We start from the raw sequence: 26,255 nt of genomic DNA on the forward strand, positions 1-26,255 counted from the left end.
GGCATCGGTGAAGGCGCCGGTGCTGCCGGCGGCGGTGTGCGGATTGCGCCGTTCCAGCCGCCGCGTGCAGCCGACGGCCGCGCGTCGTGCACGGGCGGCGGGCCGCCCGGCGCAACCTGCATCGGCCCGCCCGGTTGCGGACGGCCTTGTCCCGGCGGCATGCCTCCGGGGCCGAGCCGCGGTTCCGGACGATGCGCCCAGCGATCGCGGTCGTGATACCACGGACGGTGCCGGTAATAACGATCCCAGTACGCGGCGATCGCGAACCCCGTCACCGGAACCCCGATGATCGCGCCGTATTCGAGCAACGGCACGTAGCTGCCCTGGTACGGATACTCGAGCAACTGCGCATCGATCCAGCCGCGCACGCCCGGCAGCGCGACGTCGCACCACGAGTAGTCGCTCAGGCAGCCGAAGACGTCCAGCGCCGTGTCGGGCGGAATCTGCGCCACCACCGGATAGTCGGGCGCCGGCCCCGCAAACAGTTCGGCCGGCGAGTTCGTGTAGGCGCTGCTCTGCGCATCGGCGACGCCCGGCGCGGCCGCGAGGCCGAGCAGGACGGCGTACAGACTTCGGACAATCGAATTCGTCATGATGCTCTCCCGCGCGGTGCCGCCGCGCGCCGGTCAGTGCCGATGCCCGCCCCAGCCGCCACCCCAGTGGCCGCCGCCCCACGGACGATGCCAGTCCCCGCCGCGTCCGCGCCAGTGGCCACCACCCCAGCCGCCCCAGAAGCCGACCGAGATCGCCGGCGCTCCCCAGCCGTACCAGCCCGGGTAATACGCGGGGGCATAGTACGGATACGGATAGGGATACGGCGGCGGATAGGCCGGCGCGACGTAGACGGGAGCCGGGTCGGCCACGGGTGGCGCGACCGCCGTCGAGCCCTGGCTCGGTGCGGCGGTACCCGGTGCAGCCGGCGTGACGGGTATCTCGCGCTGCGTCAGCGTGGCCGGCGCCGGCGCGTAATACGGCGCATAACCGTACGGACTCGTGTAATAACAGCCGCCGAGGGCCAGCGTGGTCAACGCGAGTACCGCACACCTCGCGGCAGGAATCGGGGTCATTTCTTGCTCCGGCGGAATCTGCGCTGCGCAGCCAGGCTGCGCGCCTGACTCTAGCTTACGTCCCCTGCAGATTTCCGCCCGGTATGATCGGTTACTTTTTGTTTCCGGCACCCTATGCGCGCGCAGGCACGCCGCGTGCTGGCAGGTCTGCCGCGCCCGCGTTGAAGTTCGCGCAAATGCCCTCAACTTGAACGATGTCAGGCTGGCCGGCGCGGACGGGGTTCGCGAGCAACCGGCGGCCCGAAACCGGCGGACTTCGGCCCGCCCAGACAGGAGCGCGGCTCACGCCGCCATCGACATGACTACGCCACGCCCCACTCCCCGGGCGGACACGCCGCTCGATCCGATCATCCAGTTGCTGGCGCTCGCCGGCGAACAGGGTTATCTGACCCACGCCGACCTCGTCGACGCGCTGCCGCCCGAAAGCGACAGCCCCGACGCGCTCGACGTCGTGCGCGCCGCACTCGCCGACATCGGCATCGCCGTGCTCGACGAGCCGGCCGCGCCAGCGCCGTTCGCCGGTTCGTCGCCGGTCGACGTCGATCGCGATGCGCTCGACGAAGGCCGCGCGATGCTCGGCGACCTCGCACGCGGCACGAGCGCGTCGACCGACCCGCTCGCGCTCTACATGCGGCGCATGCAGGCGGTGCCGCTGCTCACGCGCGAAGGCGAGATCGTGCTTGCCCGCGAACTCGAGACGGGCCGTCACCAGATCCTGCATGCGATCGCCGGCTATCCGGCGGCGGTCGACTCGCTGCTTGCGCGTCACCGCGCGACGGCGACGACCGGCGCCGCCGGGTCTTCCGACGGCGACGGCGACGCCCCCGACACGCCCGCCCCGGCCAGCTACGACGCACTGCAGGCGGCCGTCGCGGCCCTGCGCGGCGCGTTGCACGCGCATGGCGTCCGTTCGGACGAATACCGCGACGCGCGTAACCGCATGGCGGCCCTGCTCGGCTCGATCGCGTGGCTCGCACCGGCGGTCGACGACGCGAGCCGCGTCGTGGGCACGCTCGCGTCCGCGCCGCACGGCACCGAAGCAGGCGAAGCCGCCTGCTTCGACGCGGTCGCGCGGCGGGCACTCGCCGCAGCGCTCGCCGACGGCCAGCAGAAAGTGCGCGACGCCACGCGTGCGATGCTCGAGGCGAACCTGCGGCTCGTGCTGTCGATCGCGCGCAAGTACATGAACCGCGGCGTCGACCTGCCCGATCTCGTGCAGGACGGCAGCCTCGGCCTGATGCGCGCGATCGAGAAATTCGAATACCGCCGCGGGTTCAAGTTCTCGACCTATGCGACCTGGTGGATCCGCCAGGCGATCGCGCGCGCGGTCGCGGATCGCGCTCGCACGATCCGCGTGCCCGTGCACGTGGGCGACCAGTACCAGCGTGTGCGACGGCATGCACTGCGTTTTCACCAGCGCACGGGCCGCCGGGCGACACCGGCCGAACTCGCGGCCGAAACCGGCCTCGACGAGGACAAGCTGCGCGCGGTGCTCGCGCTGCCTGCCGAGCCCGTGTCGCTCGATGCGCCGCTGCCCGACGCGGACACCGGCCTCGTGGAGCTGATCGAGGACCAGGCTTCGGCCAGCCCGTTCGAGCAACTGGCCGACACGCGCATGCGCGAGTGTGTGCGGTCGCTGCTCCGGTCGGTCACGCCGGCCGAGGCCGACGTGCTGCGCCGGCGGTTCGGCCTCGGCGGCGCCGAGCCCGATACCTACGATGCGATCGCGCACGATGCCGGCATGTCGCGCGAACGCGTGCGCCAGATCGAGAAACGGGCGCTCGCCGCGTTGCGCACGGCTGCCGAGGCCGAGAACGCGCAGTCGTTTCTCGACGCGTGACCGCATCACGCGACGCACGGTCGTGCCCCGATCGGCACGACCGTGCGCCTCGCACCTGTGCTACGTTTGCTATTGACGTGCGTCAAGTTTTCTTCAACGCGTGTCGCGACAATGATGAAACGCCGACCGGCGCATCGTTCGCCGTGTCCATTCCGTTTGTGCTTCCCCGGGTCCCTCGCGATGCAGACGAGCGCCAGCCAAACGTACGAGGAAAACCGGCATATCGCGGCCTGCCTGCGCGAGGCGGCGCAGCGGCTGGCTGACCAGGGTGCGAATCCTTACCGGGTCGCCGCGTACCGCGCGTCGGCCGGGACGGTCGAAGCGCTCGACCTCGACATCCGCACGCTGTTCGAGTCCGGCGGCGTCGATGCGCTCGGTACGTTGCCCGAGATCGGCACGGGCGTCGCCCAGGCGATTGCCGAGCTGCTGGTGACCGGGCGCTGGCGGCAGCTCGACCGGCTGTGCGGCGACGCCGTACGCACTTCCGCATTCGAAGCGGTACCGGGTATCGGCCACGCGCTCGCGTTACGCATTCACGACCTGCTTCACATCGATACGCTCGAGGAGCTCGAACGCGCGGCCCGCAACGGCCAGCTCGAAACGATCTCGGGCGTCGGCCCGCGGCGCGCAGCCGGCATCCGCACCGCGCTCGACGATGTGCTGAGCCGCCGCCGGCGCTGGCAGGGCCACGTGCAGGACGCCGGCCCCGGCACCGAGCCCCCCGTCGAACTGCTGCTCTACATCGACCGCCTGTACCGCAACAAGGCCGCCGCCGGCGTGTTGCCGACGCTCGCGCACCGGCGCCTGAACGTGGACGGTTACGTGCCGTCGCCCGTGATGCACATGACCAAGGGCGGCTGGCATTTCACGGCGCTGTGCCTGCTTGCCGCGATGCGCACGCCGGAGGCCTCCCGCCCGACCGACTGGGTCTCGCTCTATTTCTACGACGCCGGGCAGCGCGAACACCAGCGCACCGTCTTCACCGAAACGGTCGGCTCGCTCGTCGGCAAGCGCATCGTGCGCGGGCGCGAGCAGGAATGCCGCGTGTACTACGCGGGCTGAGTCAGTCAGTCGTCGGAGGTCTCGTCGACGTCGAACGCCACGCCGAGCACGGACGCGATCTCGCGACAGGCATGAGTGAGCGCGCGTGTGCGGCGACCGGAATATTCCACCTCGAGATCGAACCAGGTCGAATACGACACGTAATCGGCACCGCTTTTCCGGTTCGGCACGTCGAACCACAACGTCACCGTGTAGCCGCCCTTCCAGCGTATCGGTATCACCCGCGTGAGCCGCAATCTCGTGATCGCGCCGTGACGGAAGCGGAAGCTGTCGTCGCCCACGCGGAACCCCGACCATGCGCCGTCGTTCGACACGAACACGGTCAGCGTTTGGTCAGGTGGCGCGGCCGGCACGCGATCCTCGACGGCAAGTTCGGCCATCGACACCATCGACGCGCCCGAATCGCCGTGCCCCGTCTCGACGTCCACATACGATTCGATCGTCCGCTTCGCGTTGTCGTAGAAATAGCGCGCGACGTCGGGCCGCGTGTTGCCAGCCATCGGAACCACTTGCTTGAATCGTGCATGCTCGCCGTATCGAAGCGGTACGTCGGGCGCGTCGCCGGCATCGTCGGCGTCTTCGGCGCCGTCAGCCGGTTCCTCGTCCGGACTGTCGGCCGGAACGGCCTGCGCGACCGTCTCGGGCTGCCCGATGCCGCCGCGCCGTCGCTTCACCCAGGCAGTTCCCCAGGTCAGCAGGACAGTCTGCGCCGCCAGCACGGCCGCCATCGTCGCGCACCCCGCGAGAAATCCGTAGTGCGGCCCGACCTTCGATGCCGCATATGCGGCCGGAAGCACATAAAGCACCAGCAATGGCGCAAGCAATAACGACACGCGTCAACCCCGTTGTTCCTGCTTTCGTTTTCGAATTCCGGCCGGGCATGGCGGCGCCGCCACCCTGCCGCCGGACTGCTGATGCCACCCGCACATCGCGAGGGCGCGCTACACCTATGCGCCGTCCGCCTTCGCGCGACGCGCCGGATTGCGATGCGCGGCAATGCGCAGCAGCTTCTGGAACGACGGGCATTCGAGATGGTTCGCCGCCGGGCACACGGCCGCGTGCCGCAGCGCATCGCGCACGGCGCCGAGACGGCGGATCGTGCGGTCGAGTTCGTCGGCCTTGCTGTCGAGCTTCGCGCGATCGATCGCAGGCAGGCCGTCCGTGTCCACCATCGCGAGGATGTCGTCGAGCGAAAAACCGGCCTCGCGGCCCAGCGCGATCAGGGCCAGCCGCTCCAGCACCGACTCGTCGTATTGCCGCCGCAGCCCGTGGCGGCCGATCGGGACGATCAGCCCCTTTTCCTCGTAGTAGCGCAGCGTCGACGCGGGCAATCCCGAGCGCCGCGCCACATCCGCAATGTCCAGCCGACTCATGCTTGACCTCAAGTGAACTTGAAGTTGCAAGATAGGTGCTCGACTCCACAAAGACAAGCCCTGACTGCCATGAAACAGCCGAAACCACGCTGTATCCCGCTGCGCCGCGCGGCCGTCACCCTCCGCGCCGGTGGTCCGCGATGAGCCTGCCCGACGTCCTGCTCAACCTGTTGCCGATCGGCACGGGCGCCACGCTCGTGATGGATCTGTGGGCGCTGTTTCGCCGGCGTGCATTCGGCATTCCGTCGCTCGACCATGCGCTGGTCGGCCGCTGGATCGGTCACATGACGCAAGGCCGGTTCCGGCACGCGTCGATCGCCGCCGCGCCGCCCGTGCCGGGTGAACGCACGCTCGGCTGGATCGCGCATTACGCGATCGGCATCGCGTTCGCGGCGCTGCCCGTCGCGATCGCGGGCACCGCATGGATCGGCACTCCGACACCGCTCCCCGCGCTCGTCGCCGGCCTCGCCAGCGTGGTCGCGCCGTTCTTCGTGATGCAGCCCGCGTTCGGCCTCGGCATCGCGGCGTCGCGCACGCCGCACCCGGGCGTCGCGCGCCGGCGCAGTGTCATCGCGCATCTGTCGTACGGCGTGGGACTTTATCTGGCGGCGTTCACGCTGGCAGCACTGCCCCGTTGAGCACGCCGTCTTGCCGAAGCCGTGACGGGTAGCGTCGGCTCCACGGAGCCGACGTCGACGCCCGCACAAGCGCTTCGTCGAAGTTTGCCGGGCGCTTTGTCCCGCGCGAGCCGAGCGATGGCCGCGTCGGGCCGCCGTACGGGCGCAACGGCGAGGCAATGTCCACGCCCATGCCGTCATACGGGCCAACGTGGCACGCCTGCGCGCGGCCACCCGGTCTTCCCGTTGCGGTCAACGCGTGCATCCGGCCGGCCCGGATGACGCCACCCATCACTCCCCGCCGCAGTCGATCAGGTTGTGGCGCACGCGCCCGAGCAGCCGCACCAGCGTATCTCGCTCGTCGGGCGTGAAGCCGCGCAAACCGTCGTCGACGACGGTGTCACCCACTTCGAGCATCTGCGGAAAGATCTCGCGCGACTTGTCGGTCAGCCGGATCACGAATGCACGGCGATCGTCGTCGTTCGCGACGCGCTCGATCCAGCCATAACTTTCCATCCGGTCGAGCAACCGGGTCAGCGAGATCGGCGCGATCTCGAGCCATTCGGCGAGCCGCGCCTGATTCATCTCGCCCTTCCACGTCAGGTATGCGATCACGCGGCTTTGCGCGCGCGTCAGCCCGATGCGCTTCGCGCGCCGGTCGAACAGGCGCCCGTTCAGGCGGGCCACGTCGGAAATCAGGTAGCCGATCCGGTTCTCGTAGGTCTTGTCCATGCGGAGATTATAGGGTCAAGCCGACAGCCGCCCATCGCTCGCGGCCCAGCGATAAGCGGATCTATAATAAGCGTGCTTATAATTCCAGCGATACCGGATCGCCGCCCACGGCGACCGCCCCACGGAGACACCCGCTTGAACCCCGCCGCCGACGCCCCCGCCTCGCCCGCCCTGAACCGGCCGATGCTGACCCTGTCGATCATGCTCGCCACGCTGATCCAGACCCTCGACAGCACGATCGCGAACGTCGCGCTGCCGCACATGCAAGGCACGCTGTCCGCGTCGCAGGACGAGATCACGTGGGTGCTGACCTCCTACATCGTCGCGGCGGCGATCGCGACACCGCTCACCGGCTGGTTGTCCGACCGGCTCAGCGTGAAGCGGCTGCTGATCGTGTCGATCGCGGGCTTCACGGTCGCATCCGCGCTGTGCGGGCTGTCCGAGACACTCGTGCAGATCGTCGGCGCCCGCCTGCTGCAGGGTGTGTTCGGCGCCGCGCTGGTGCCGCTGTCGCAGTCGATCCTGCTCGACATCAACCCGCGCGAGAAGCAAGGCCAGGCGATGGCGATCTGGGGGATGGGCGTGATGGTCGGCCCGATCCTCGGCCCGACGCTCGGCGGCTGGCTCACCGACAGCTACAACTGGCGCTGGGTGTTCTTCATCAACGTGCCGATCGGCGCATTTGCGCTGGCCGGCGTGATGACCTTCCTGCCCGCCCGCGCGCCGCGCCCGCACGTGAAATTCGACGCGTTCGGCTTCGCGACGCTGGCGCTCGCGATCGGCGCGTTCCAGGCGATGCTCGACCGCGGCGAACAGCTCGACTGGTTCGGCTCGTACGAGATCCGCATCGAGGCGATCGTCGCGGCGCTCAGCTTCGCGTTCTTCCTCGTGCATACCGCGACCGTCGGCAAGGCGTCGTTCTTCAAGTCGGAACTGCTGCGCGACCCGAACTTCGCGACGGGCACGCTGTTCATCTTCGTGGTCGGCGCGGTGCTGTACGCGACGCGCGCGCTGCTGCCGCCGATGCTGCAGAACCTGATGGGCTACCCGGTCGCGACGACGGGCCTCGTCACCGCGCCGAGCGGCGCCGGCACGATGATCGCGATGCTGTTCGTCGGCAGGCTGCTGAAATACGTGGATGCGCGGATGCTGCTGCTCGCGGGGCTGTCGATTTCCGCGCTCGCGCTATGGCAGATGATGCAGTACACGGTTGTGCTGTCCGAAGCGGACATCGTGTGGCCGGGCGTGGTGCAGGGCTTCGGGCTGGGGCTCGTGTTCGTGCCGCTCAGCGCGCTGTCGTTCTCGACGTTGCCGCCCGACCTGCGTGCGGACGGCACGGCCACCTACAGCCTGATGCGCAACATCGGCAGCAGTATCGGCATCTCGATCGTGCAGACGCTGATGACGCGCAACACGCAGGTGTCGCACGCCGATCTCGCCGCGCAGATCACGCCGTTCAACCCGGCCGTGCAGGCGATGGCCGGCAGCCGTCTCGACATCGCGCTGCTCGACCGCACGATCAACCAGCAGGCATCGATGATCGCCTACCTGAACGACTTCAAGCTGATGTTCGTCGCGACGCTGCTGATGATTCCGCTGTTGCTGCTGATCCGCCCGCCGCAGAAAACGGCGAGCGTGGAGATCGCGCACGCGGCGATGGATTGACGATGCGACAGGCGCGCGCCCGTCGCAGGCCGAACCGTCAGGCCTTCATCGTCCCGGTACGCACGTAACGCTCGTGCCAAGACAGCGCCTCGGCGAGCAGGTGCGGCGTGTGCTTGCCGAAGCTCTCGCGCGACGCACGCTCGAAGTAATCCTCGAGCATCGGCCGGTAGTCGGGATGCGCGCAGGTCGCGATGACCTTGCGTGCACGCTGCTTCGGCGACAGGCCGCGCAGGTCGGCGAGGCCCTGCTCGGTGACGACCACCGCGACGTCGTGCTCGGTATGGTCGACGTGGCTCGCCATCGGCACGATCCGCGAGATCGCGCCGCCCTTCGCGGTACTCGCCGACATGAAGCACGACAGGTAGCCGTTGCGCGCGAAGTCGCCCGAGCCGCCGATGCCGTTCTGGATCTTCGTGCCCATCACGTGCGTCGAGTTCACGTTGCCGTAGATGTCGGCCTCGATCATCCCGTTCATCGCGATGCAGCCGAGACGGCGCACGAGTTCCGGATGGTTGCTGATCTCCTGCGGGCGCAGCACGATCTTCTCGCGGAACGTCGCGATTTCGTCGGCGAAGCGCTGCACGGCGGCCGGGCTCAGCGACAGCGCGGTGGCCGACGCGAAGCTCAGCGTGCCGTCCTGGAGCAGGTCGAGCATGCCGTCCTGGATCACCTCGGTGTACGCGGTCAGGTTCGAGAAGCCGGCCGAGCTGAGCTCCGCGAGCACCGCGTTCGTGATGTTGCCGACGCCCGACTGCAGCGGCAGCAGGTTTTCCGGCAGGCGGCCGCGCTTCACTTCGTGGCGCAGGAAATCGATCAGCTGGTGCGCGATCTGCTTCGACGTCGCGTCCGGCGCGGAGAACGCGTTGCTGCGATCCGGTGCGTCGGTCTCGACGATCGCGACGATCTTCTCGGCCGGGCAGCGCAGATACGGCTCGCCGATCCGGTCGTCGCTCTTCGTCAGCGGAATCGGCTTGCGGTGCGGCGGCAGCGCGGTGCCGTAATAGACGTCGTGCATCCCGTCGAGGCCGAGCGGCTGGCGCGAGTTGACTTCGAGGATCACGTGCTTCGCGCGTTCGAGCCACGTCTTGTTGTTGCCGATCGAGGCGGACGGAATCAGCAGGCCGTCCTCGCGGATGCCCGCGACTTCGACGATCGCGACATCGAGATCGCCGTACAGCCCGAACCATGCGTATTGCGCGACGTGGCTCAGGTGGACGTCCTGGTAGTCGACTTCGCCGCCGTTGATCTTGTCGCGCAGCGTCGGGTCGGACTGGTACGGCAGGCGCATCGAGATGCCGTTGGTGCGGGCAAGCGCGCCGTCGAGTTCCGGTGCGGTCGACGCGCCCGTCAGCACGTTGATCCGGAAGTCCTCGCCGCGCGCGTGGGCCGCGTCGATGTGGGCGGCGAGCGCGGCCGGAACGGCCTTCGGATAGCCCGACCCCGTGAAGCCGCTCATGGCGACGGTCATGCCGGGACGGATCAGCGCGGCGGCTTCGTCGGCGGTGCGGACGAGCGAACGCAGGGCGGGAGCGAGGATGCGTGATGAAGACATGGCTGGATTTCTGATGCTCTGGTCTGTCGTTGACGTCGCTGGGGGTGTCTCCTGAGCGACATGAAGCCCTTGTGGCCGCGACGGGCGGCCGGCACCACAGGCATGGTCGGAGTATCTCAGAGGCGGTCGCCGCGAAATGTCCACCGTATGAAAAAGATCGTTGCCGGATTTGCCGCGTATCGAACGGCCGTTCTGTGACAGGCGCCCCGTTCAATTCGAATGCACATGAAAGGTGCACGAAAGCATCGGACATAACGACCGGTCGACGATCAACAATCCGCACACGTCAATCGACGGATTTCCGTTGCGATTCATCGCCTGTCGATCGGCAATGGTCGATGCCGTATCCGGCGCGGCCAATTGTCACCCGATGCCGGTTGTGCCGGACTGACGCACGTCAAGCCCGCACGCGCCGCGCATCCCCCGCCGGGATGTGCGAAAAACACCGCCGCACCGGCCTCCGAGGCCCGTCCGTCCTTGACAGGCACGCCATGCGAACCACACTGGAATACGGATCCCGCAGCCCCGTTCGGCCGCCCTTTCGCGCACGCGTTTTTCGGTCGGCCGATCGTCGCAAGACGCGGTAACACTCCCTCATGTCAGGACATTGATCGAATAAAAAGCAACAAATTACAATTCCGTATATATTTCGCCGATGGACCAAAGAAAAACCGCCACACGTTCCGAACCGCCCCTGCCACGCACCTGGGATGCGCGGCTCGCGCGCTCGCTTGTCCGACCGCTCGTCGACACGCCCGTCACCCCGAATCACCTCACCACCGTTCGTCTGCTGATCGGCCTCGCCGGCGCCTGGTGCCTCGCGCACGGCGGCTTCGGCTGGAGCAACGCAGGCGCGTTCCTGATCGTGTTGTCGAACTTCGTCGACCACACCGACGGCGAGCTCGCCCGCATCAGCGGGAAATCCAGCAAGATCGGTCATTTTTACGACCTCGCGGCGGACGCGCTCGTCACGATCGCGCTGTTCGTCAGCATGGGCCTCGGCATCGTCGCCCAGGGCGGCCAGATGGCCGCGTCGCCGGTGCTGCTCGGCGCGGTGGCCGGCGCCGCCGTCGCACTGATCTTCTTCCTGCGCATGCGGATCGAATCGATCGCCGGCAAGGCCGGCACCAAGCAGGCGTTCGCCGGCGGCTTCGAAACCGAAGACGTGCTGTACCTGCTGCCGCTCGTGACGCTCTTCGACGGCGTCGAGCCGTTCCTGCTCGCGGCGTCGATCGGCGCCCCGCTCTTCGCCGCATGGGTCGTGATCGACTGGTGGCGCATCGTCCGGCGCGGCAACGTCGCGCAGAATCCAACTGAAATCCAGGCTTCCAAATGACTCCTAGCACGCGCGACGACTCCGTGCTGAGCCCGGCACGCCCCGCGCCTGCGCGCGCGGCCGCCGCCGATCCCGATCGCACCGTGGCCGACTGCGTCGGTTCGCTCGACCTCGACCGCCTGCGCGGCGACTACACGCGCCAGGGCTCGTTCCTGTACCTCGACACCTTCCTGCCGGCCGACGCGCACGCGAAGCTGGCGCACGCCGCCCGCGCGATGCAGGCCGGCCTGAACCGCAATTACCTGCCCGGCCACAAGCAGGGCGGCAGCGTGAGCCGCCATACGATCGACGAGCAGGCACCGTACATCGCCGAGCTGTATCGCTCGAAGGCACTCATCTCCTTCCTGGAGAAGGTCACGGGCGACAAGCTGATGCTGTCGCCGGACGACGATCCGCACGCGTATGCGCTGTATTACTACACGAAGCCCGGCGACCACATCGGCTGGCACTACGACACGTCGTACTACGACGGCCGCCGCTATACGCTGCTGATCGGCGTGATCGACGAATCGTCGTGCCGGCTCGACTACGAACTGCACACGCGCAATCCGGACGTGGCCGACGAACCGGGCTCCGTCCAGATCGCCGACGGCGGCATCGTGCTGTTCGACGGCGACAAGCTGCGCCACCGCATCACGCCGCTGGGCCAGAACGAGATGCGTGTGTCGCTCACCTTCGAATACGTCACGAACCCCGGCATGCGCCCGTGGAAGCGCTTCATCTCGAACATGAAGGACGCGATCGCGTATTTCGGCTTCCGCCAGGTGTTCAAGCAACTGGCGACGCGACGCCCGACCGGGTCATGACACGCGCCGGCCTGATCCTGCTGTCCCTCGGGACCGCACTCTTCGTCGCGCTCCTGGCCTGGCAGGGCGTCGGCGCGGTCGCGTCCACGTTCCTCGCGGCCGGCTGGGGGCTCGCGCTCGTCGCGGCGTTCCACGTCGTGCCGCTCGTGATCGACGCGATGGCGATCTCCGTGATGTTCCGCCACGGCCAGCCCGGCGCCGAACTCGGCAATGCGCTGCGCGCGCGCTGGGTCGGCGAATCGGTGAACAGCCTGCTGCCCGCCGGGCAGATCGGCGGCCCCGTGCTGATGGTGCGCCACCTCGCGCAGCGCGGCACGCGGATGGCCGACGCGGCGGCCGCCGTCACCGTCAGCACGACGATGCAGGCGCTCTCGCAAATGGCGTTCGCGCTGATCGGCATCGCCGCGTTCAGCCTGTACGCCACGCACGAATCGGTCGCGCACCTGCGCACACCCGCGCTGATCGCCACCGGCGTGCTCGGCGCCCTCGCCGCGCTGTTCTACGTCGCGCAGCGGCGCGGGCTGTTCGGCCGCGGCCTGCGCCTCGCGTCGAAGCTGCTCGGCCCGCGCGACTGGTCGTCGCTGGCGACCCGCGCCGATGCGATCGACGACGCGGTCGGCGCGCTGTACCGCGATCGTGCGAAGGTCGCGAAGACGTTCGCATTGAGTCTCGTCGGCTGGATCGTCGGCACCGCGGAAGTGTGGCTCGCGCTGCACTTCCTCGGGCATCCGGTGAGCTGGCTCGACGCGCTGCTGCTCGAGAGCGTCGGCCAGGCCATTCGTGGCGCGGCCTTCGCGATCCCGGGCTCGCTCGGCGCGCAGGAAGGCGGCTACCTGCTGCTCGCGCCGCTGGTCGGACTGCCGCCCGACGCGGCGCTCGCGCTGTCGCTCGCGAAGCGCGCGCGCGAACTCGCGCTCGGCCTGCCCGGCCTGCTCTATCTGCATTTCAGTGAAAGAAACTGGCAGCGGCGCCGTGCGCCGCAGCCGCTCGCCGACTGATCGTTCAGATCCGCCGGCTTTTTGGTTGGAGAACCCATGCGAGCCATCATTCTTGCGGCAGGCCTCGGCTTGCGCCTGCAACAACCGCCCGAGGCACAGTTCCCGAAGTGCCTGCTGCGCTTCGACGACGTGTCGCTGCTCGAGCGCCATCTGCGCGTGCTCGATGCCGCGGGCGTCGACGAAATCGTGCTCGGGCTCGGCTTCCAGGCCGAGAAGGTCGAGCAGGAATTGAAGCGCCTCGGCCGCCAGGCCGAGATCGTGGTCAACGAACGCTACGACCTCGGCAGCGTGCTGACCGTGCATACCGTCGCCGACGCGATGACGCGCGGCGGCGACGTGCTGCTGATGGACGCCGACGTGCTGTATGACGAGAACATCCTGCACGCGCTGGTGGCCGATGCCGACAAGGCGGTCGATCGCCTGCTGATCGACCGCGACTTCGAGGCCGGCGACGAACCCGTCAAGCTGTGCCTGAAGAACGGCGTGCCGGTCGAGCTGCGCAAGCAGCTCGCAGTCGACCTCGAATACGACACGATCGGCGAATCGGTCGGCTTCTTCCGCTTCACCGAAGGCACCGCGCGCCGCCTCGCGACGATCGTCGCGGGCTACGTCGACAGCGGCCGCGCGAACATGCCGCACGAGGAAGCCGTGCGCGACCTGCTGCTCGAAGGCGGTCATTCGTTCGACGTCGCCGACGTCACCGGCTCGCCGTGGATCGAGATCGACTTCCCGAACGACGTCGCCCGCGCCACCCAAGAAATCCTCCCCCTGATTCAACGCACCACCGCAGGAGTCGCACGATGAACGCACGCGAACCCAACTTCACCGAATCGCGCAGCGCCCGCCTGCGCCGAATGCTCGTCAGCAGCGATCTCGAGTTCCTGATGGAAGCGCACAACGGCCTGTCCGCGCGGATCGTCCGCGAGGCCGGCTTCAAGGGCATCTGGGCATCGGGCCTCGCGATCTCCGCCCAGTTCGGCGTGCGCGACAACAACGAAGCGAGCTGGACGCAGGTCGTCGACGTGCTCGAATTCATGGCCGATGCAAGCGACCTGCCGATCCTGCTCGACGGCGACACCGGCTACGGCAACTTCAACAACGTGCGCCGCCTCGTGAAGAAGCTCGAGCAGCGCGGCATCGCCGGCGTCTGTATCGAGGACAAGCAGTTCCCGAAGACCAACAGCTTCATCGGCGGCGAGCGCCAGCCGCTCGCGGAAATCGACGAATTCTGCGGCAAGATCAAGGCCGGCAAGGATTCGCAGACCGATCCCGACTTCTCGATCGTCGCGCGTGTCGAAGCGCTGATCGCAGGCTGGGGGATGGACGAGGCACTGCGTCGCGCGAACGCGTACGCGGAAGCCGGCGCCGACGCGATCCTGATCCACAGCAAGCTGTCGCGCCCGGACGAGATCCTGCAGTTCGCGCGCGAATGGAGCGGCAAGGCGCCGCTCGTGATCGTGCCGACCAAGTACTACAGCACGCCGACCGACGTGTTCCGCCAGGCCGGCATCAGCACCGTGATCTGGGCGAACCACCTGATCCGCGCGTCGGCATCCGCGATGCAGGCGACCGCGCGCGAGATCCACGAGAGCGAAACGCTGATCAACGTCGAGGACCGCGTGGCATCGGTCAACGAGATCTTCCGCCTGCAGGATGCCGACGAATACTCGGCGGCCGAGCGCATCTACCTGTCGTCGTCGTCGCGCGCGTCGAACGCGGCGATCGTGCTCGCCGCGAGCCGCGGCAAGGGCCTCGAAGCGGTGACCGAAGACAAGCCGAAGGTCATGCTGCCGGTCGCCGGCAAGCCGCTGCTGCGCTGGCTCGTCGACGGCTTCAAGACGCACGGCGTGAACGACATCACCGTGGTCGGCGGTTATCGCGCCGACGCGATCGACACGTCGGGCATCAAGCTCGTCGTCAACGAGCGCCATGCGCAGACGGGCGAACTCGCGTCGCTCGCATGTGCGGCCGAACGCCTGACCGGCGACACCGTGATCTCGTACGGCGACCTGCTGTTCCGCAGCTACATCGTGCGCGACCTCGCGGAGAGCGAGGCCGAGTTCAGCGTGGTGGTCGATTCGTCGCTGACGGAAACCAACCAGAGCGTGCGCGATTTCGCGCTGTGCTCGGCGGCCGACGATCGCGGCCTGTTCGGCCAGAAGACCTACCTGCAACGCGTATCGAGCGACGTCGCCACGGGCACGCCGCACGGCCGCTGGATCGGCCTGCTGAACGTGCGCGGTGCCGGTGTCGAGCGCCTGAAGGCGATGCTCGCGACGCTGCAGGCGCGCGACGATTTCGACACGCTCGACATCCCGTCGCTGCTCAACGAACTGATCGCCGCCGGCGAGAAGATCGAAGTGCAGTACGTGCACGGCCACTGGCGCGGTGTGAACGACCTCGAAGACTTCCGCCGCGCGGGTGACTTCGCGCACGGCCAGACGCCGCTGTCCGAACCGGGCACCGGCAACGGGGGCGCGCAATGATCGAAGCGGCACAGTTCGTCGAGGCCGCGCGCGAGCGCGGTTTCGACTGGTACGCGGGTGTGCCCTGCTCGTACCTGACGCCGTTCATCAATTACGTGCTGCAGGACCCGACGCTGAATTACGTGTCGGCCGCGAACGAAGGCGACGCGGTCGCGCTGATCGCGGGCGCGACGCTCGGCGGCAAGCGCGGCATCGCGATGATGCAGAACTCGGGGCTCGGCAACGCGGTGAGCCCGCTCACGTCGCTGACCTGGACGTTCCGCCTGCCGCAGTTGCTGATCGTCACGTGGCGCGGCCAGCCGGGCGTATCCGACGAGCCGCAGCACGCGCTGATGGGCCCGATCACGCCCGCGATGCTCGACACGATGGAGATCCCGTGGGAGACGTTCCCGACCGACCCCGAACAGGTCGGCCCGGCACTCGACCGCGCGATCGCGCACATGGACGCGACAGGCCGCCCGTACGCGCTCGTGATGCAGAAAGGCAGCGTCGCGCCGTATGAGCTGAAGGCAAACCCGGCGGCCAGGCCGCGCGCGCATGTCGCCGCGCAAGCGTCGTCGCGCGCCGCGTCGGCCGAAGCGTGGCCGACCCGCCAGGACGCGCTGCAGCGCGTGATCGCGCACACGCCGGTCGATTCGACCGTCGTGCTCGCATCGACCGGCTTCTGCGGCCGCGAACTCTACGCAATCGACGATCGCCCGAACCAGTTGTACATGGTCGGTTCGATGGGCTGCGTGACGCCGCTCGCGCTCGGCCTCGCGCTCGCACGCCCCGACCTGAAGGTCGTTGCGGTCGACGGCGACGGTGCCGCGCTGATGCGCATGGGCGCGTTCGCGACGCTCGGCACCTACGGCCCGGCGAACCTCACGCACGTGCTGCTCGACAACGGCGCGCACGAATCGACGGGCGGCCAGGCAACGGTGTCGCAGCACGTGTCGTTCGCGAGTGTCGCGGCGGCATGCGGCTACGCGTCGGCGGTCGAAGGCGACACGCTCGACGTGCTCGATACGGCGCTGGCCGGGTCGAGCGACGGTGCGCAGTTCGTGCGCCTGGCGATCCGCACCGGCGTGCCCGACGGCCTGCCCCGCCCGACCGTCACGCCGGTCGAGGTCAAGACCCGTCTGATGCGGCACATCGGCGCCGCGCAGACCGAAGCCCACGTTGAAGGAGCCCATTGATGCTGCTGCTGAACCCCGGCCCGGTCACGCTCACCGAACGCGTGCGCCGCAGCCTGCTGCAACCTGACCTGTGCCATCGCGAAAGCGAATTCTTCGATCTGCAGGACGAAGCACGTGCGCGCCTCGTTGCCGCGTACGAGCTCGATCCGGCCGAATGGGCCGCCGTGCTGATGACGGGTTCGGGCACGGCCGCCGTGGAAAGCATGATCGCGGCACTCGTGCCGCAGGACGGCAAGCTGCTGGTGATCGAGAACGGCGTGTACGGCGAGCGGATCACGCAGATCGCGACGCAGTACGGGATCGCGCACGAGGTGCTGAAGCATGAGTGGATGCAGGCGCCCGATCTCGCGCAGATCGCCGCACGGCTCGATGCGGGTGGGTACTCGCATGTCGCCGTGATTCATCACGAGACGACGACGGGCCGGCTGAACGATCTCGGCGCGATTGCCGAGGTGTGCCGTTCGCGCGGCGTGAAGATGCTCGTCGATGGCGTCAGCAGCTTCGGCGCGGAAGCGATCGACTTCGCCGGCGGCGACATCGACGCGGTGGCCGCGACCGCGAACAAGTGCCTGCACGGCGTGCCGGGCGCGGCGTTCGTGATCGTGCGCCGCAGCGCGCTCGCGAAGGCTGCAAGCCGCACTTACTACCTCGATCTCGGTCGCCTGGCAAAGCTGCAGGATCAGCGCAATACGCCGTTCACGCCTTCCGTGCACGCGTATTACGCGCTCGTCGAGGCGCTGCGCGAGTTCGATGAGGCTGGCGGCTGGCGTGCGCGTCATGCGCATTACAAGGCGCTCGCCGATCAGGCTCAGGCCGGGCTGGCGGCGCGCGGGATGCCGCTCGTGCTGCCGGAAGGTGAATCGTCGGTCGTGCTGCGCGCGTATCGGTTGCCGCAGGGTGTGACGTACGAGACGTTGCATGACGGCTTGAAGGCGCGTGGTTTCGTGATCTACGCGGGGCAAGGCGGGCTGTCGAAGGAACTGTTCCGGATTTCGACGATGGGCGCGATTCAGGCGGCTGATGTCGAGCGGTTGCTGGAAGGGTTTACGGCGCTGACGCGGTAAGCGTTGCTTCTAGCTTCGTCTATGAAAGGCCCGCAAGGGCCTTTTTTATTTTCTGTGGATTTCTCGGGAGCTTTGGGCGAAGTGTAAGTATTCGGCCATGAGGGGACGGTCGACGGCACGGCTAACATTGTCCACAATTTCTTATCCCATATAAGACAGAGTCGCCTTTCTAAGGATCAGTCATCGTGACCGAAGATATAGGTAGAGTATTTCGACTTCAAATGGCCTCAGACGTCCTGCGTGATGGACTTGGACTCGAGCTCGTCAACGACCACGAAGAGGTTGTTGCCGAAGTATTTCGCAGCGATGTCAATAATTCGGTGGAGGTCTCCCTTTTTGAGAGGGATTTACCTTTCGTCGAAATCGAGCGCCTATTAAAAAAAGCGCGCACGCTTCTTGGAACATTCGAGGACGGAAGTCCGCTACCGCCCCCGGTGACGTAGTCCGGGGAGCACTCGGTCAATGCGGCCTGCGACATACCGTGCGATGTCAGTTTGATGTGCTCTGAACGACTGTTCTCGAGAACACTGAAGGTCCGCTACGGGTCGGAAGCGGACCTCCACGTGAGTCTGCTACCGTCGCGAAGCGCTGTTCGCCGAAGGGCAGGAGTAGGCCAAAACTGGCTATTCGACATCAATAGCTAAATCGTCGATGATCACGCGTATTACACCGAGCGGAACTGCAACAGCATGGGAATCCTTTGGACTGTTTGGCCACTTGATTCTGAAATGAAGACCTGGCTACAGGAACTCGGGGTTCCACACCCTGACGTCTCGTCTCGCTTTCCGACCGGATGCGAGATCAAGGCTGTCCTTCTCCAACTTCATGGTTTCAACGTGGAAATTCAAGACAATGGAATCGGCTGCAACTGGCAAGCGTCGATTGTCTCCACACTCGGTGGTGACAAGGGCGGATGGACGCTACTCAACATCAGCGAATATTCTGGAGATCAGGAGCGGCAGCAACTCTGGTTTGAGAAGGGCTGGGAGTCGCTGATAAAGACCATTCTCGGTCACCTCGTACAGGTTACAGGTCCCCTTGTGTTAATCGATGACTCCAGTAGCCAGCCTCAGGTCATAGTTTGATTCGGTGCAGCGCACTGCCGGAACCTTGGAGATAAGTGTCCGCTTTTGGCAGGAGCGACGGTCCGCAGCGGGTCGGTAAGCGACATCGGCAGCATCAATGAAGAACCTATTTCCATCGGGACTATGAGAATCCTTCGTTTCACCCCATTTCTGGCGCTCGTCACCGCCCCCGCCGTTCAGGCTGCCGACACTCAGGCTTGCGATGACGCGACCGTCGTTTCGATCGCCCGCTGGGCCGGCATCGCAAACGCGCGCCTCGCCGCGCGCGACACCAACCGGCTGGTCGTCGCATCCGCATGCAAGGTCATGCCGAATGCGCCCGGAACGACGATCGCGGCCGTCGCGTTCGACTCGCTGCCGAAGAGCAGGAACCCGGACGAAAGCAGGAAGTTGCAGGTCGTCGCGCTCGTTGAGGGCGGCAAGGTTGCGGCGGCCGAGCGGTCGGTGGTCGAAGAGGATGCAGTCACCACGGTCGACCCAAACAGCTATCGCATCGACACTGCACCATACCGGCTGTCGCCCGATGTCCGCGCATTCGGCGTCGTGTTCACGAGCGGCGCAAATGTACCGCACTGCGCCGAGGCTTATGCGGAAAACGAGCTGACGCTGTGGGTTCGAGAAGGCAATCGTATTCGTCCCGTGTTCGGAACGAACCTGAACGGCTGGACCATCGTCAAAGGCAGTCCCTGCGGCCCCGAAATCGGCGACACGCTCACGGAATCGGCGCACATGACGATCGCCGTCGAAAAGACCTCGAGCCACGGATTCGCCGACCTGTCGATCACCGCACGTGTCGATCCGCCGCGGAACAAGGACAAGCGCCAGATCCGCACGACCGTCCGCTACGACGGCAAGTCGTACGGCATCGACATGTTCCGGACCTTCTGGTATCCACCTTCCGTAATGAAATAACGTGGCACGTCAGCGCGCGTCCGACAGGTCGTTGTATGCATCCATCACGCGCCAGGAAAACGCCAGCGCCGCACCGGCGTTCATCGCCACGGCTACGCCCAGTGCTTCCGTCAGCTCCGCTTTCGATACGCCGAGTTCGATCGCCGGCGTCGCCTTGCAGGCGGCGGCATCCGGCGATGCCAGAAATTGGCATCCGGATCATGGCCGATCCACGCGGCGACGTTGGTTCGATCGAGCGGCCGGGCACTGCCTTATTTGACGACCGCATTCGTCTCGATGCACTCCGGCGACGCCGGCCTGAGCAGCACATCCTCCTGCCCCCGCCCCATCTCACGCGCCGTATACCGATCCTTCAACCGCAGGAACGGCTTCTCGACGAGAAAGTAACTAGCCGTCGCCGCCATCAGCGCCCACACGATCCCAAGCGGAAACGCGTGCGCAACCGGCAAATCCGGATTCGCGAACGGCTGCTGCCACAGATAGAGGCTGAACGAGATCGTGCCGACGAACACGACAGGCTGCGTACGCAACCATCGCGCACACCAGAATTCGCTGCGGAAATTCAGCACGACGATCACGATCGCGATCAGCGCGGCCTCGAGCGTCACGCCGTACGTCGCATTCCAGAAGCCACCGAACCGATGTTCGGCGAGCGGGCCGCCGATCAGCACGACCACGATGATCGCCGTCACGATACGCGTCTCGCCGCGCCACGAGCGGATCCACGCTTCGAGCCGTTCGCGGTTGAGCGACGCATAACAACCGATCAGGATCGGATCGACGCCCGTGTGAAGCATCATCCCGAGTTGCCCGCGCAGCGCGGGCGCCACGAAGTACGTGACGGCGCGCACCAGCGGCACGACCAGGATCAGCGCAGCCAGCCAGCGCGTGCCGGCGCGCCGCATGCCGTACACGAACAGCAGCGGCCAGAACCAGTAGAACTGTTCCTCGAGCGCGAGCGACCAGAAATGGCCGAGATACCACGCACCGTCCGGATGCAACGCGTTGTCGCCGGTCAGCCCGAACCACGCCGAGTAGTTCCACAGGTGCAGCGCCGCATACAGCCACTGCCGGCGATCGACGTCGAACCAGCCGGCGAAGGCCACGATCGCGACCGCCGCGAGATAGACATAGCAGGCCGGCCAGATCCGCAGCGCGCGACGCACGTAGAACGACGTCAGCGCGATGCCGCCCGTGCGCGCGAACTCGGCGCGCAGCACGTTGGTGATCAGGAAGCCGCTGAGGACGAAGAAGATCAGCACGCCGAGCCGGCCGTCGGCGATCAGCCGCAACGGCGCGTACCAGCCCGTGTAGCCGCCGGGCAGCACGTGCTCGGCGTGTCCGACCACGACCATCGCCACCGCGACGGCGCGCAATCCGGTCAACTGCGTGACGCGATGGTTCATCGGCTGGTTTCCGTCGGCACGGTGGATGGGCAGCAGACCAGCGCCGCCCTCGCTTCGGCACGCCGATATGCCGCCGGGATTTTGTATGAAAAATATCGGAATGAAATTGCTTCAAAAATCCGGGGGCACCACGCTGCCTGAACGCCGTTCCATCACCCGGCCGCCCACCGCCCGAAAACCGGGCGGTTGAACGTTCTGCTCCAGCAATGGCTGCGCAACCTCGAAATGCCGCTTCTCTCCCCAAAGCACACGATCACCGACGACATAAAGGTATTTCTTCGCGCGCGTAACGGCGACGTTCAACAAGTTCGCCTCCGCCGATGCCCAGTTCATCGCACCTTCGTGCCGCGAATCGCAACCGAGCACGAAAAAGACCACTTCGCTTTCCTTCCCCTGAAACGTGTGTACCGTTCCCACACACTTCCTGATCCATTCCGCCAGGTCGGTCGGCACGGGTTTTCTGGTGCCTGCCAGCGCACGCTCCCAACGTTCGCGGTCGCTCAATAGATCAACGAGCCCGTGCTTGACCTGCCTGAACGGGGTGATGATGAACACGTCGGGCATCGTAATTGCACCCGCTTCATCCATCGCTTGCCGGTAAAGTCGCGTCAGCGCGTCGAATACCCGCTCGCCCTGTTCCGCGACGTACTTCGATCCCGCCTCCGCCGCGCCACGCACGTCCCACCAGGCGCTGGCGCCCAGTATGGGATGCGGCGCAGGCAGATACGCATCGGTCGACCACGTCTTCTGCTCATGCAACATGCGCCCGCCATATGCGATCGCATTCGCGATGTTGAACATAGGATCGTGGCAGCGCCGATGGATAATCAACGGCACACCGATGAACTGTTCGGGTATCGTCGGATTTCTCACGCCGAATGCACACACACGGTCCGCCAGTGTCTGAACGGAATGATGGTCAACCGCGTAGCGCGCGCGGCGCGTGCCGAGCCAGTGGTCGCCGAGGTTCGCGAGTAATTGCGTCGACTGCGTGACGACCGGCGGAATTTGCTGCGGATCGCCAACGACCACGACCCGTTGCGCGCGCATCAACGCCCCTACGGCAGCCTGTGGCACCGCTTGCCCGGCCTCGTCGATCACCAGCCAGCCCAGCCCTTCAGGCCCGACACCGGCAAATTGCTTGCGAATCGACGCGAACGTGCTTGACACGACTGGCGTCAGCATGAAAAACCACTGCCATAGTGTGCTCGCACCGCTTATTGGCGGACGCGACAGCAGGTTCGACAATGCGTAAACGAGTTCATTGAAGCGTGGCTGTTCCGCGTGAACGGTCAGGAAAAACGCCTCGTGCAATGCCATCGCCGAAGCAAATAGTTCGTTTCTCAGTGCATTGAGGGCTTCCGTTTGCCAGAACGCACGTTTCTGACTACGGGCCCGCTCGATTTCCGCGCCGAATGCGAGGTCTTCACCGCTCCAGAGCGGAACATCGTATTTCGCTTGTATCTGCTCGGCTTCCCTGAAATCGTCGCTGACCCTGCGCAATACGGTCGCGGCTTGAGTCGCCGCGATCCAGCCGCGATACGCATCGCGCCGGAGCCATTTTGACGCCCAGCGCAGCCACGACGGGCCAAGTCGACGCTCGAACTGCCGCGCATCCTCGTGGAACCGATCGATGTGCGCGTCGAGCATCCGGCGCTGCCGCTCCAGCCCGCACCGGCTAAACGGCGCGATGGCCGGGCAGCATTCAACGACCTGCGGCCACGCCTCTTCAATCGCGTTCAGATACGCATCAAGCTGATCGAGCTCATGCTGTGCGAACTCGAATTGTTTCAGCGCAGCGTCGAAATTGCGCTGGGCAGTCTGGAACGGAACGCGTTCGACGCCCCCCTTGCGCCAGTGATGCAAGTAGCGCCAGTAAGTCGTCGCACCGACCGCATCCCAACTCGAAAAATCGACGTCGCTGTTGGAAAGGAACAAGTCGCCAGGCTTGTCGTCGGGCGTTGCCGCATAGTTGTTGAAGATGTTGCTGAACAACCAGCGATTGGCGCGCTTGCCGAGCGCAGCCGCAACCAGCCCCCACACCGGCTCCTTGAGCTTCCACGGCTTCAACGTGTGACTGCCCGCGTATTTCGTCGCAACCGGGCCGAAGTAGGACAGCCGGCTTCGCAAGCCCGCATCGACGTGACGGCTCTGTGGCAATTCGAGCGACAGATTCTCGACCGCCCCGTTGTTGGTAGATGCAACGACGATTTCAAAGCCCGTCAACGCGGGCAAAAGCGCAGGAACCTGATAGCCTTTCCCGCCGAAATCGACTGTGACGCTTTCCCCCGACAGGCCGGCCCGCCAATCCGGCAATGCGGCCAGCGCGGACGCGCGCTCAACGACCAGATGCGCGATCAGATCGCGCAACAGCGTTGTCTTGCCGGTTCCAGGCGGACCGTTGACGGCAAGGATGTCGCCGACGCGCAGCATCTTCATCTTGTTCAGCGAATATTGCTGCATCAGCGACTGCACGTGTGCGGGCACCGACGGCCAGCGCCCGGCGATACCATGCATTGGACGCAGCGAATCGGCGATTTCCCGCTGGCCGGCCGGATACGCATCGAGGTCCGTCTTCGATGAATCTCGAGCGGCCAAATAAGCAAGCAATGCGCGCGGCGGCGATTCGGAATCGAGCGTTCGCCGCGCGTCTGCCAGATCCCGCACGTAAAAACTGTTCAGGATAGGCAGGACGTCGCCCGGGTCGTCCTCTTGCGCATCGCCCTCTGCCGCATCCGGCTCGTCGGGCACGGCTTGCGGTACCGCGCAGTCAGTGCGAGGCACCGCAAGCCGCTCTCGCACCGGCCTGCCGTGGTTGCCAGCCTTGATCGCGATCCATGCGACCAGCCCGTCGCCCGGCTCCAAGCCGGCCCATCTTTGCAGACGCCGCGCCATCTCGATCAGCATGTCGCAGTCGATCTCGGTCATACCGCCACCGAGCAGCATGTCGAACTCCCGCTTGAGCATTGCGGCGTCCGCGTCGAATGCGACCGCGGTGAGATCCGTCAATTCGCCCTCACGCAGCCGTCCGAGGGCCCACGGCAACGCGGAAACGCTCAACGCGTCGCCGCTCGATCGCCCGCCTGCTCCGATCGATAATTTGGCGAAGCATGTCAGCCCCTCGGGCGCCATCTCTTCGTCGCGGATCCGTTCGATGACAGTCCGCGCCGTCGCGCGCTCGGCCACATGCGCTTCGATCAGACGTGTCGCGAGCGATACGTCGAACGGCACGAGGTACAGTTCGCCTGGTTGTCCGATCGCGGCGTCCCAGCACTCGCGCGCGGTCTCGTCGGCATGTATGCAGATCGTATCCTGGCGACGCCTGCGTGCCTGTTCAAGTTGATCGTCGAGATCGTAGCTATTGAAAAATTCGACGCTATGCCAGTAGTCGAGCACCGCCTCCATTTCGCGAATCATTTCGGCCCTGTTATGTATTTTTTTGACAGAACCCGCAGATTAGCGCAAACGCTCGGATCCACGCACGGCGCCGGCCAGCATGCAATCCGGCGCCAGCGCATCGCCCCGCCTGTCGCCGCGGCACCGCATCAAAACGACAAAACGACCGGTATGCCGCATCACCCGCAGAATATTTCGCGCATAATTCCTGCCACCCTTCCTTACGGTCCCCTCCCATGTACCCACCGATCGAACCCTACGCCCACGGCCATCTCGACACCGGCGACGGCCACCGCATCTACTGGGAGCGCTGCGGCAACCCCGCCGGCAAGCCCGCCGTGTTCCTGCACGGCGGCCCCGGCGCCGGCTGCAGCGCCGACCATCGCCGCCTGTTCGATCCGGAGCGCTACGACATCCTGCTGTTCGACCAGCGCGGCTGCGGGCGCTCGACGCCGCATGCGAGCCTCGAGAACAACACGACATGGCATCTGGTTGCCGACATCGAGCGCCTGCGCGAGATGGTCGGCGCGGAAAAATGGCTCGTGTTCGGCGGCTCGTGGGGCAGCGCGCTGTCGATCGCGTATGCGGAAACGCACCCGGAGCGCGTGAGTGCGCTGGTCGTGCGCGGCATCTTCACGATGCGTCGCGCGGAAGTGCTGTGGTACTACCAGGAAGGCGCGTCGTGGCTGTTCCCCGACCTGTGGGAAGCCTTCCTTGCACCGATTCCGGAAGCGGAGCGCGGCGACCTGATGGCCGCCTACCATCGCCGGCTGACCGGCAACGACGAGGCCGCGAAGCTCGAAGCCGCGCGCGCGTGGAGCATCTGGGAAGGCCGCACGATCACGCTGCTGCCCGACCCCGCACTCGCCGCGCACTTCGCGGACGGCCACTACGCACTCGCGTTCGCGCGCATCGAGAATCATTACTTCGTGAACCAGGGTTTCGTCGAGGAAGGCCAGTTGCTGCGTGACGCGCATCGCCTCGCCGGCATTCCGGGCGTGATCGTGCAGGGCCGCTATGACGTCGCGACGCCTGCCCGCACCGCATGGGAACTGTCGAAGGCGTGGCCGGATGCGACGTTCGAGATCGTGCCCGGTGCCGGGCATGCGTACAACGAACCTGGGATCCTGGAGGCGCTGATCGCGGCCACGGACCGGTTCGCGGCGTAACCGACACGACGGGATGCGATGCGGCGTGTGCGGCCATGCCTGCCGGCACACGCTGCGCTGCGCCGCATCGTGCGATCAAAGCGCGGTTTCGACGATCGCCCTGCCGCTGATCGCCCGCTCGACGAGCTGCTCGTCGCCGACCTTGCGGATCGCGTCGTCGAGCAGCCCCTCCGGCGCTTCGGTCGCCACCTTCAGCAAGCCCGACAGGCCGCGCGCGTCGAGCACCACCAGCGTCTCCATCGAATCCGCACGGCTCACGAGCACGCGGCGCCACGCCGGCCCCGCGCCGAAGCTCGCACAAAGCGCAATCGTCTCGCTGCCGAGCGTGTAGTCGAAAGTCTTGATCATGATCCGCCGCCGTTGCAAGGGAATGGCGCTGCGCGACGGTGCGGCGCCGTGACGCCGACGCACCCGCGCGTGCCGCCGGCGCCCGAATCAACCAAGATCCGTTCGCCGGCATGGCCATGCTAGGCGTGCAGTATTAACGAAGACTTAAACCGCCATGCGCGCG

Annotated in this window: 23 protein-coding genes and 2 pseudogenes; 15 read left to right on the plus strand and 10 right to left on the minus strand. The window is 66.4% G+C overall.

Going from position 1 to position 26,255, the window contains the following annotated elements; all coding sequences use genetic code 11:
- Positions 1 to 593: pseudogene (locus tag L810_RS30425) on the minus strand (SH3 domain-containing protein); the annotation flags it as partial.
- A gap of 33 nt (positions 594 to 626) precedes the next feature.
- Positions 627 to 1,067, minus strand: a complete 441-nt coding sequence (locus L810_RS30430; RefSeq protein ID WP_021162069.1) for a hypothetical protein — start codon at positions 1,065 to 1,067, stop codon at positions 627 to 629.
- Positions 1,068 to 1,365: 298 nt separating this feature from the next.
- Between L810_RS30430 and L810_RS30435 the strand changes: the two genes are divergently transcribed.
- Positions 1,366 to 2,907, plus strand: coding sequence for a sigma-70 family RNA polymerase sigma factor (locus L810_RS30435; RefSeq protein ID WP_021162071.1), 1,542 nt, complete (start codon positions 1,366 to 1,368; stop codon positions 2,905 to 2,907).
- Between the two features lie 180 nt (positions 2,908 to 3,087).
- Positions 3,088 to 3,969 carry a helix-hairpin-helix domain-containing protein gene (locus tag L810_RS30440; RefSeq protein WP_021162072.1) on the plus strand — a complete coding sequence of 294 codons (882 nt, stop codon included), beginning with the start codon at positions 3,088 to 3,090 and terminating at the stop codon, positions 3,967 to 3,969.
- 5 nt (positions 3,970 to 3,974) lie between these two features.
- On the opposite strand, the gene L810_RS30445 is transcribed toward L810_RS30440, so the two are convergent.
- Entirely contained in the window at positions 3,975 to 4,802 is an 828-nt protein-coding gene (locus L810_RS30445) for a hypothetical protein (protein WP_155836404.1), read from the minus strand.
- A 114-nt stretch (positions 4,803 to 4,916) separates the two neighbouring features.
- Positions 4,917 to 5,342: a helix-turn-helix domain-containing protein gene (locus tag L810_RS30450; protein ID WP_021162074.1), complete on the minus strand. Its 426-nt coding sequence runs from the start codon at positions 5,340 to 5,342 to the stop codon at positions 4,917 to 4,919.
- A gap of 140 nt (positions 5,343 to 5,482) precedes the next feature.
- On the opposite strand from L810_RS30450, the gene L810_RS30455 reads away from it, so the two are divergent.
- Entirely contained in the window at positions 5,483 to 5,980 is a 498-nt protein-coding gene (locus L810_RS30455) for a DUF2938 domain-containing protein (RefSeq protein WP_021162075.1), read from the plus strand.
- Positions 5,981 to 6,250: 270 nt separating this feature from the next.
- Here the strand turns inward: L810_RS30455 and L810_RS30460 are convergent, their stop codons facing one another.
- On the minus strand, positions 6,251 to 6,691 hold the full coding sequence (locus L810_RS30460) for a MarR family winged helix-turn-helix transcriptional regulator (protein ID WP_021162076.1): 441 nt from the start codon (positions 6,689 to 6,691) through the stop codon (positions 6,251 to 6,253).
- A gap of 135 nt (positions 6,692 to 6,826) precedes the next feature.
- Here L810_RS30460 and L810_RS30465 point away from each other — a divergent pair, with 135 nt between their 5' ends.
- On the plus strand, positions 6,827 to 8,356 hold the full coding sequence (locus L810_RS30465) for a DHA2 family efflux MFS transporter permease subunit (RefSeq protein WP_021162077.1): 1,530 nt from the start codon (positions 6,827 to 6,829) through the stop codon (positions 8,354 to 8,356).
- A gap of 37 nt (positions 8,357 to 8,393) precedes the next feature.
- On the opposite strand, the gene L810_RS30470 is transcribed toward L810_RS30465, so the two are convergent.
- A complete protein-coding gene (locus L810_RS30470; protein ID WP_021162078.1) occupies positions 8,394 to 9,908 on the minus strand; it encodes an acetyl-CoA hydrolase/transferase family protein in 1,515 nt (504 codons plus the stop codon).
- Between the two features lie 655 nt (positions 9,909 to 10,563).
- Between L810_RS30470 and L810_RS30475 the strand changes: the two genes are divergently transcribed.
- The 10 genes from L810_RS30475 (at position 10,564) to L810_RS30520 (ending at position 19,773) form a co-directional block, all read left to right on the plus strand.
- The gene (locus tag L810_RS30475) at positions 10,564 to 11,244 is read left to right on the plus strand and encodes a CDP-alcohol phosphatidyltransferase family protein (RefSeq protein ID WP_021162080.1); all 681 of its coding nucleotides are present in this window, start codon (positions 10,564 to 10,566) and stop codon (positions 11,242 to 11,244) included.
- A complete protein-coding gene (locus L810_RS30480; protein ID WP_042976766.1) occupies positions 11,241 to 12,050 on the plus strand; it encodes a HalD/BesD family halogenase in 810 nt (269 codons plus the stop codon). Before L810_RS30475 ends, L810_RS30480 begins: the two co-directional genes overlap by 4 nt.
- Positions 12,047 to 13,048, plus strand: coding sequence for an HpnL family protein (locus tag L810_RS30485; protein ID WP_021162082.1), 1,002 nt, complete (start codon positions 12,047 to 12,049; stop codon positions 13,046 to 13,048). The genes L810_RS30480 and L810_RS30485 overlap by 4 nt, the downstream gene beginning before the upstream one ends.
- Before the next feature lie 36 nt (positions 13,049 to 13,084).
- Complete coding sequence (locus L810_RS30490; protein WP_021162083.1) at positions 13,085 to 13,852, plus strand: phosphocholine cytidylyltransferase family protein; 768 nt, start codon at positions 13,085 to 13,087, stop codon at positions 13,850 to 13,852.
- Positions 13,849 to 15,534: a phosphoenolpyruvate mutase gene (aepX, locus tag L810_RS30495; protein WP_021162084.1), complete on the plus strand. Its 1,686-nt coding sequence runs from the start codon at positions 13,849 to 13,851 to the stop codon at positions 15,532 to 15,534. The genes L810_RS30490 and aepX overlap by 4 nt, the downstream gene beginning before the upstream one ends.
- The gene (gene aepY / locus L810_RS30500; protein ID WP_021162085.1) at positions 15,531 to 16,712 is read left to right on the plus strand and encodes a phosphonopyruvate decarboxylase; all 1,182 of its coding nucleotides are present in this window, start codon (positions 15,531 to 15,533) and stop codon (positions 16,710 to 16,712) included. Before aepX ends, aepY begins: the two co-directional genes overlap by 4 nt.
- The gene (locus L810_RS30505; protein ID WP_021162086.1) at positions 16,712 to 17,776 is read left to right on the plus strand and encodes a 2-aminoethylphosphonate aminotransferase; all 1,065 of its coding nucleotides are present in this window, start codon (positions 16,712 to 16,714) and stop codon (positions 17,774 to 17,776) included. The genes aepY and L810_RS30505 overlap by 1 nt, the downstream gene beginning before the upstream one ends.
- 185 nt (positions 17,777 to 17,961) lie before the next feature.
- The gene (locus L810_RS30510; protein WP_080938725.1) at positions 17,962 to 18,219 is read left to right on the plus strand and encodes a hypothetical protein; all 258 of its coding nucleotides are present in this window, start codon (positions 17,962 to 17,964) and stop codon (positions 18,217 to 18,219) included.
- Positions 18,220 to 18,504: 285 nt separating this feature from the next.
- Positions 18,505 to 18,861: a hypothetical protein gene (locus L810_RS30515; protein ID WP_042976771.1), complete on the plus strand. Its 357-nt coding sequence runs from the start codon at positions 18,505 to 18,507 to the stop codon at positions 18,859 to 18,861.
- 123 nt (positions 18,862 to 18,984) lie between these two features.
- Positions 18,985 to 19,773 carry a hypothetical protein gene (locus tag L810_RS30520; protein ID WP_021162087.1) on the plus strand — a complete coding sequence of 263 codons (789 nt, stop codon included), beginning with the start codon at positions 18,985 to 18,987 and terminating at the stop codon, positions 19,771 to 19,773.
- A 9-nt stretch (positions 19,774 to 19,782) separates the two neighbouring features.
- Here L810_RS30520 and L810_RS49340 read toward each other — a convergent pair.
- From L810_RS49340 to L810_RS30535, 3 genes and pseudogenes are all read right to left on the minus strand, one after another.
- Positions 19,783 to 19,890: pseudogene (locus L810_RS49340) on the minus strand (carboxymuconolactone decarboxylase family protein); the annotation flags it as partial.
- Positions 19,891 to 20,024: 134 nt separating this feature from the next.
- Entirely contained in the window at positions 20,025 to 21,179 is a 1,155-nt protein-coding gene (locus L810_RS30530; RefSeq protein ID WP_021162088.1) for an acyltransferase family protein, read from the minus strand.
- 111 nt (positions 21,180 to 21,290) lie between these two features.
- Positions 21,291 to 24,584, minus strand: a complete 3,294-nt coding sequence (locus L810_RS30535; protein ID WP_021162090.1) for a DEAD/DEAH box helicase — start codon at positions 24,582 to 24,584, stop codon at positions 21,291 to 21,293.
- 227 nt (positions 24,585 to 24,811) lie between these two features.
- Here L810_RS30535 and pip point away from each other — a divergent pair, with 227 nt between their 5' ends.
- The gene (gene pip, locus L810_RS30540) at positions 24,812 to 25,744 is read left to right on the plus strand and encodes a prolyl aminopeptidase (RefSeq protein ID WP_021162091.1); all 933 of its coding nucleotides are present in this window, start codon (positions 24,812 to 24,814) and stop codon (positions 25,742 to 25,744) included.
- A 75-nt stretch (positions 25,745 to 25,819) separates the two neighbouring features.
- Here pip and L810_RS30545 read toward each other — a convergent pair whose 3' ends face one another.
- Entirely contained in the window at positions 25,820 to 26,092 is a 273-nt protein-coding gene (locus L810_RS30545) for a hypothetical protein (RefSeq protein ID WP_027791308.1), read from the minus strand.
- Positions 26,093 to 26,255 lie beyond the last annotated feature (163 nt).

The organism is Burkholderia sp. AU4i (assembly GCF_000466765.1).
Lineage (GTDB): Bacteria > Pseudomonadota > Gammaproteobacteria > Burkholderiales > Burkholderiaceae > Burkholderia > Burkholderia cepacia.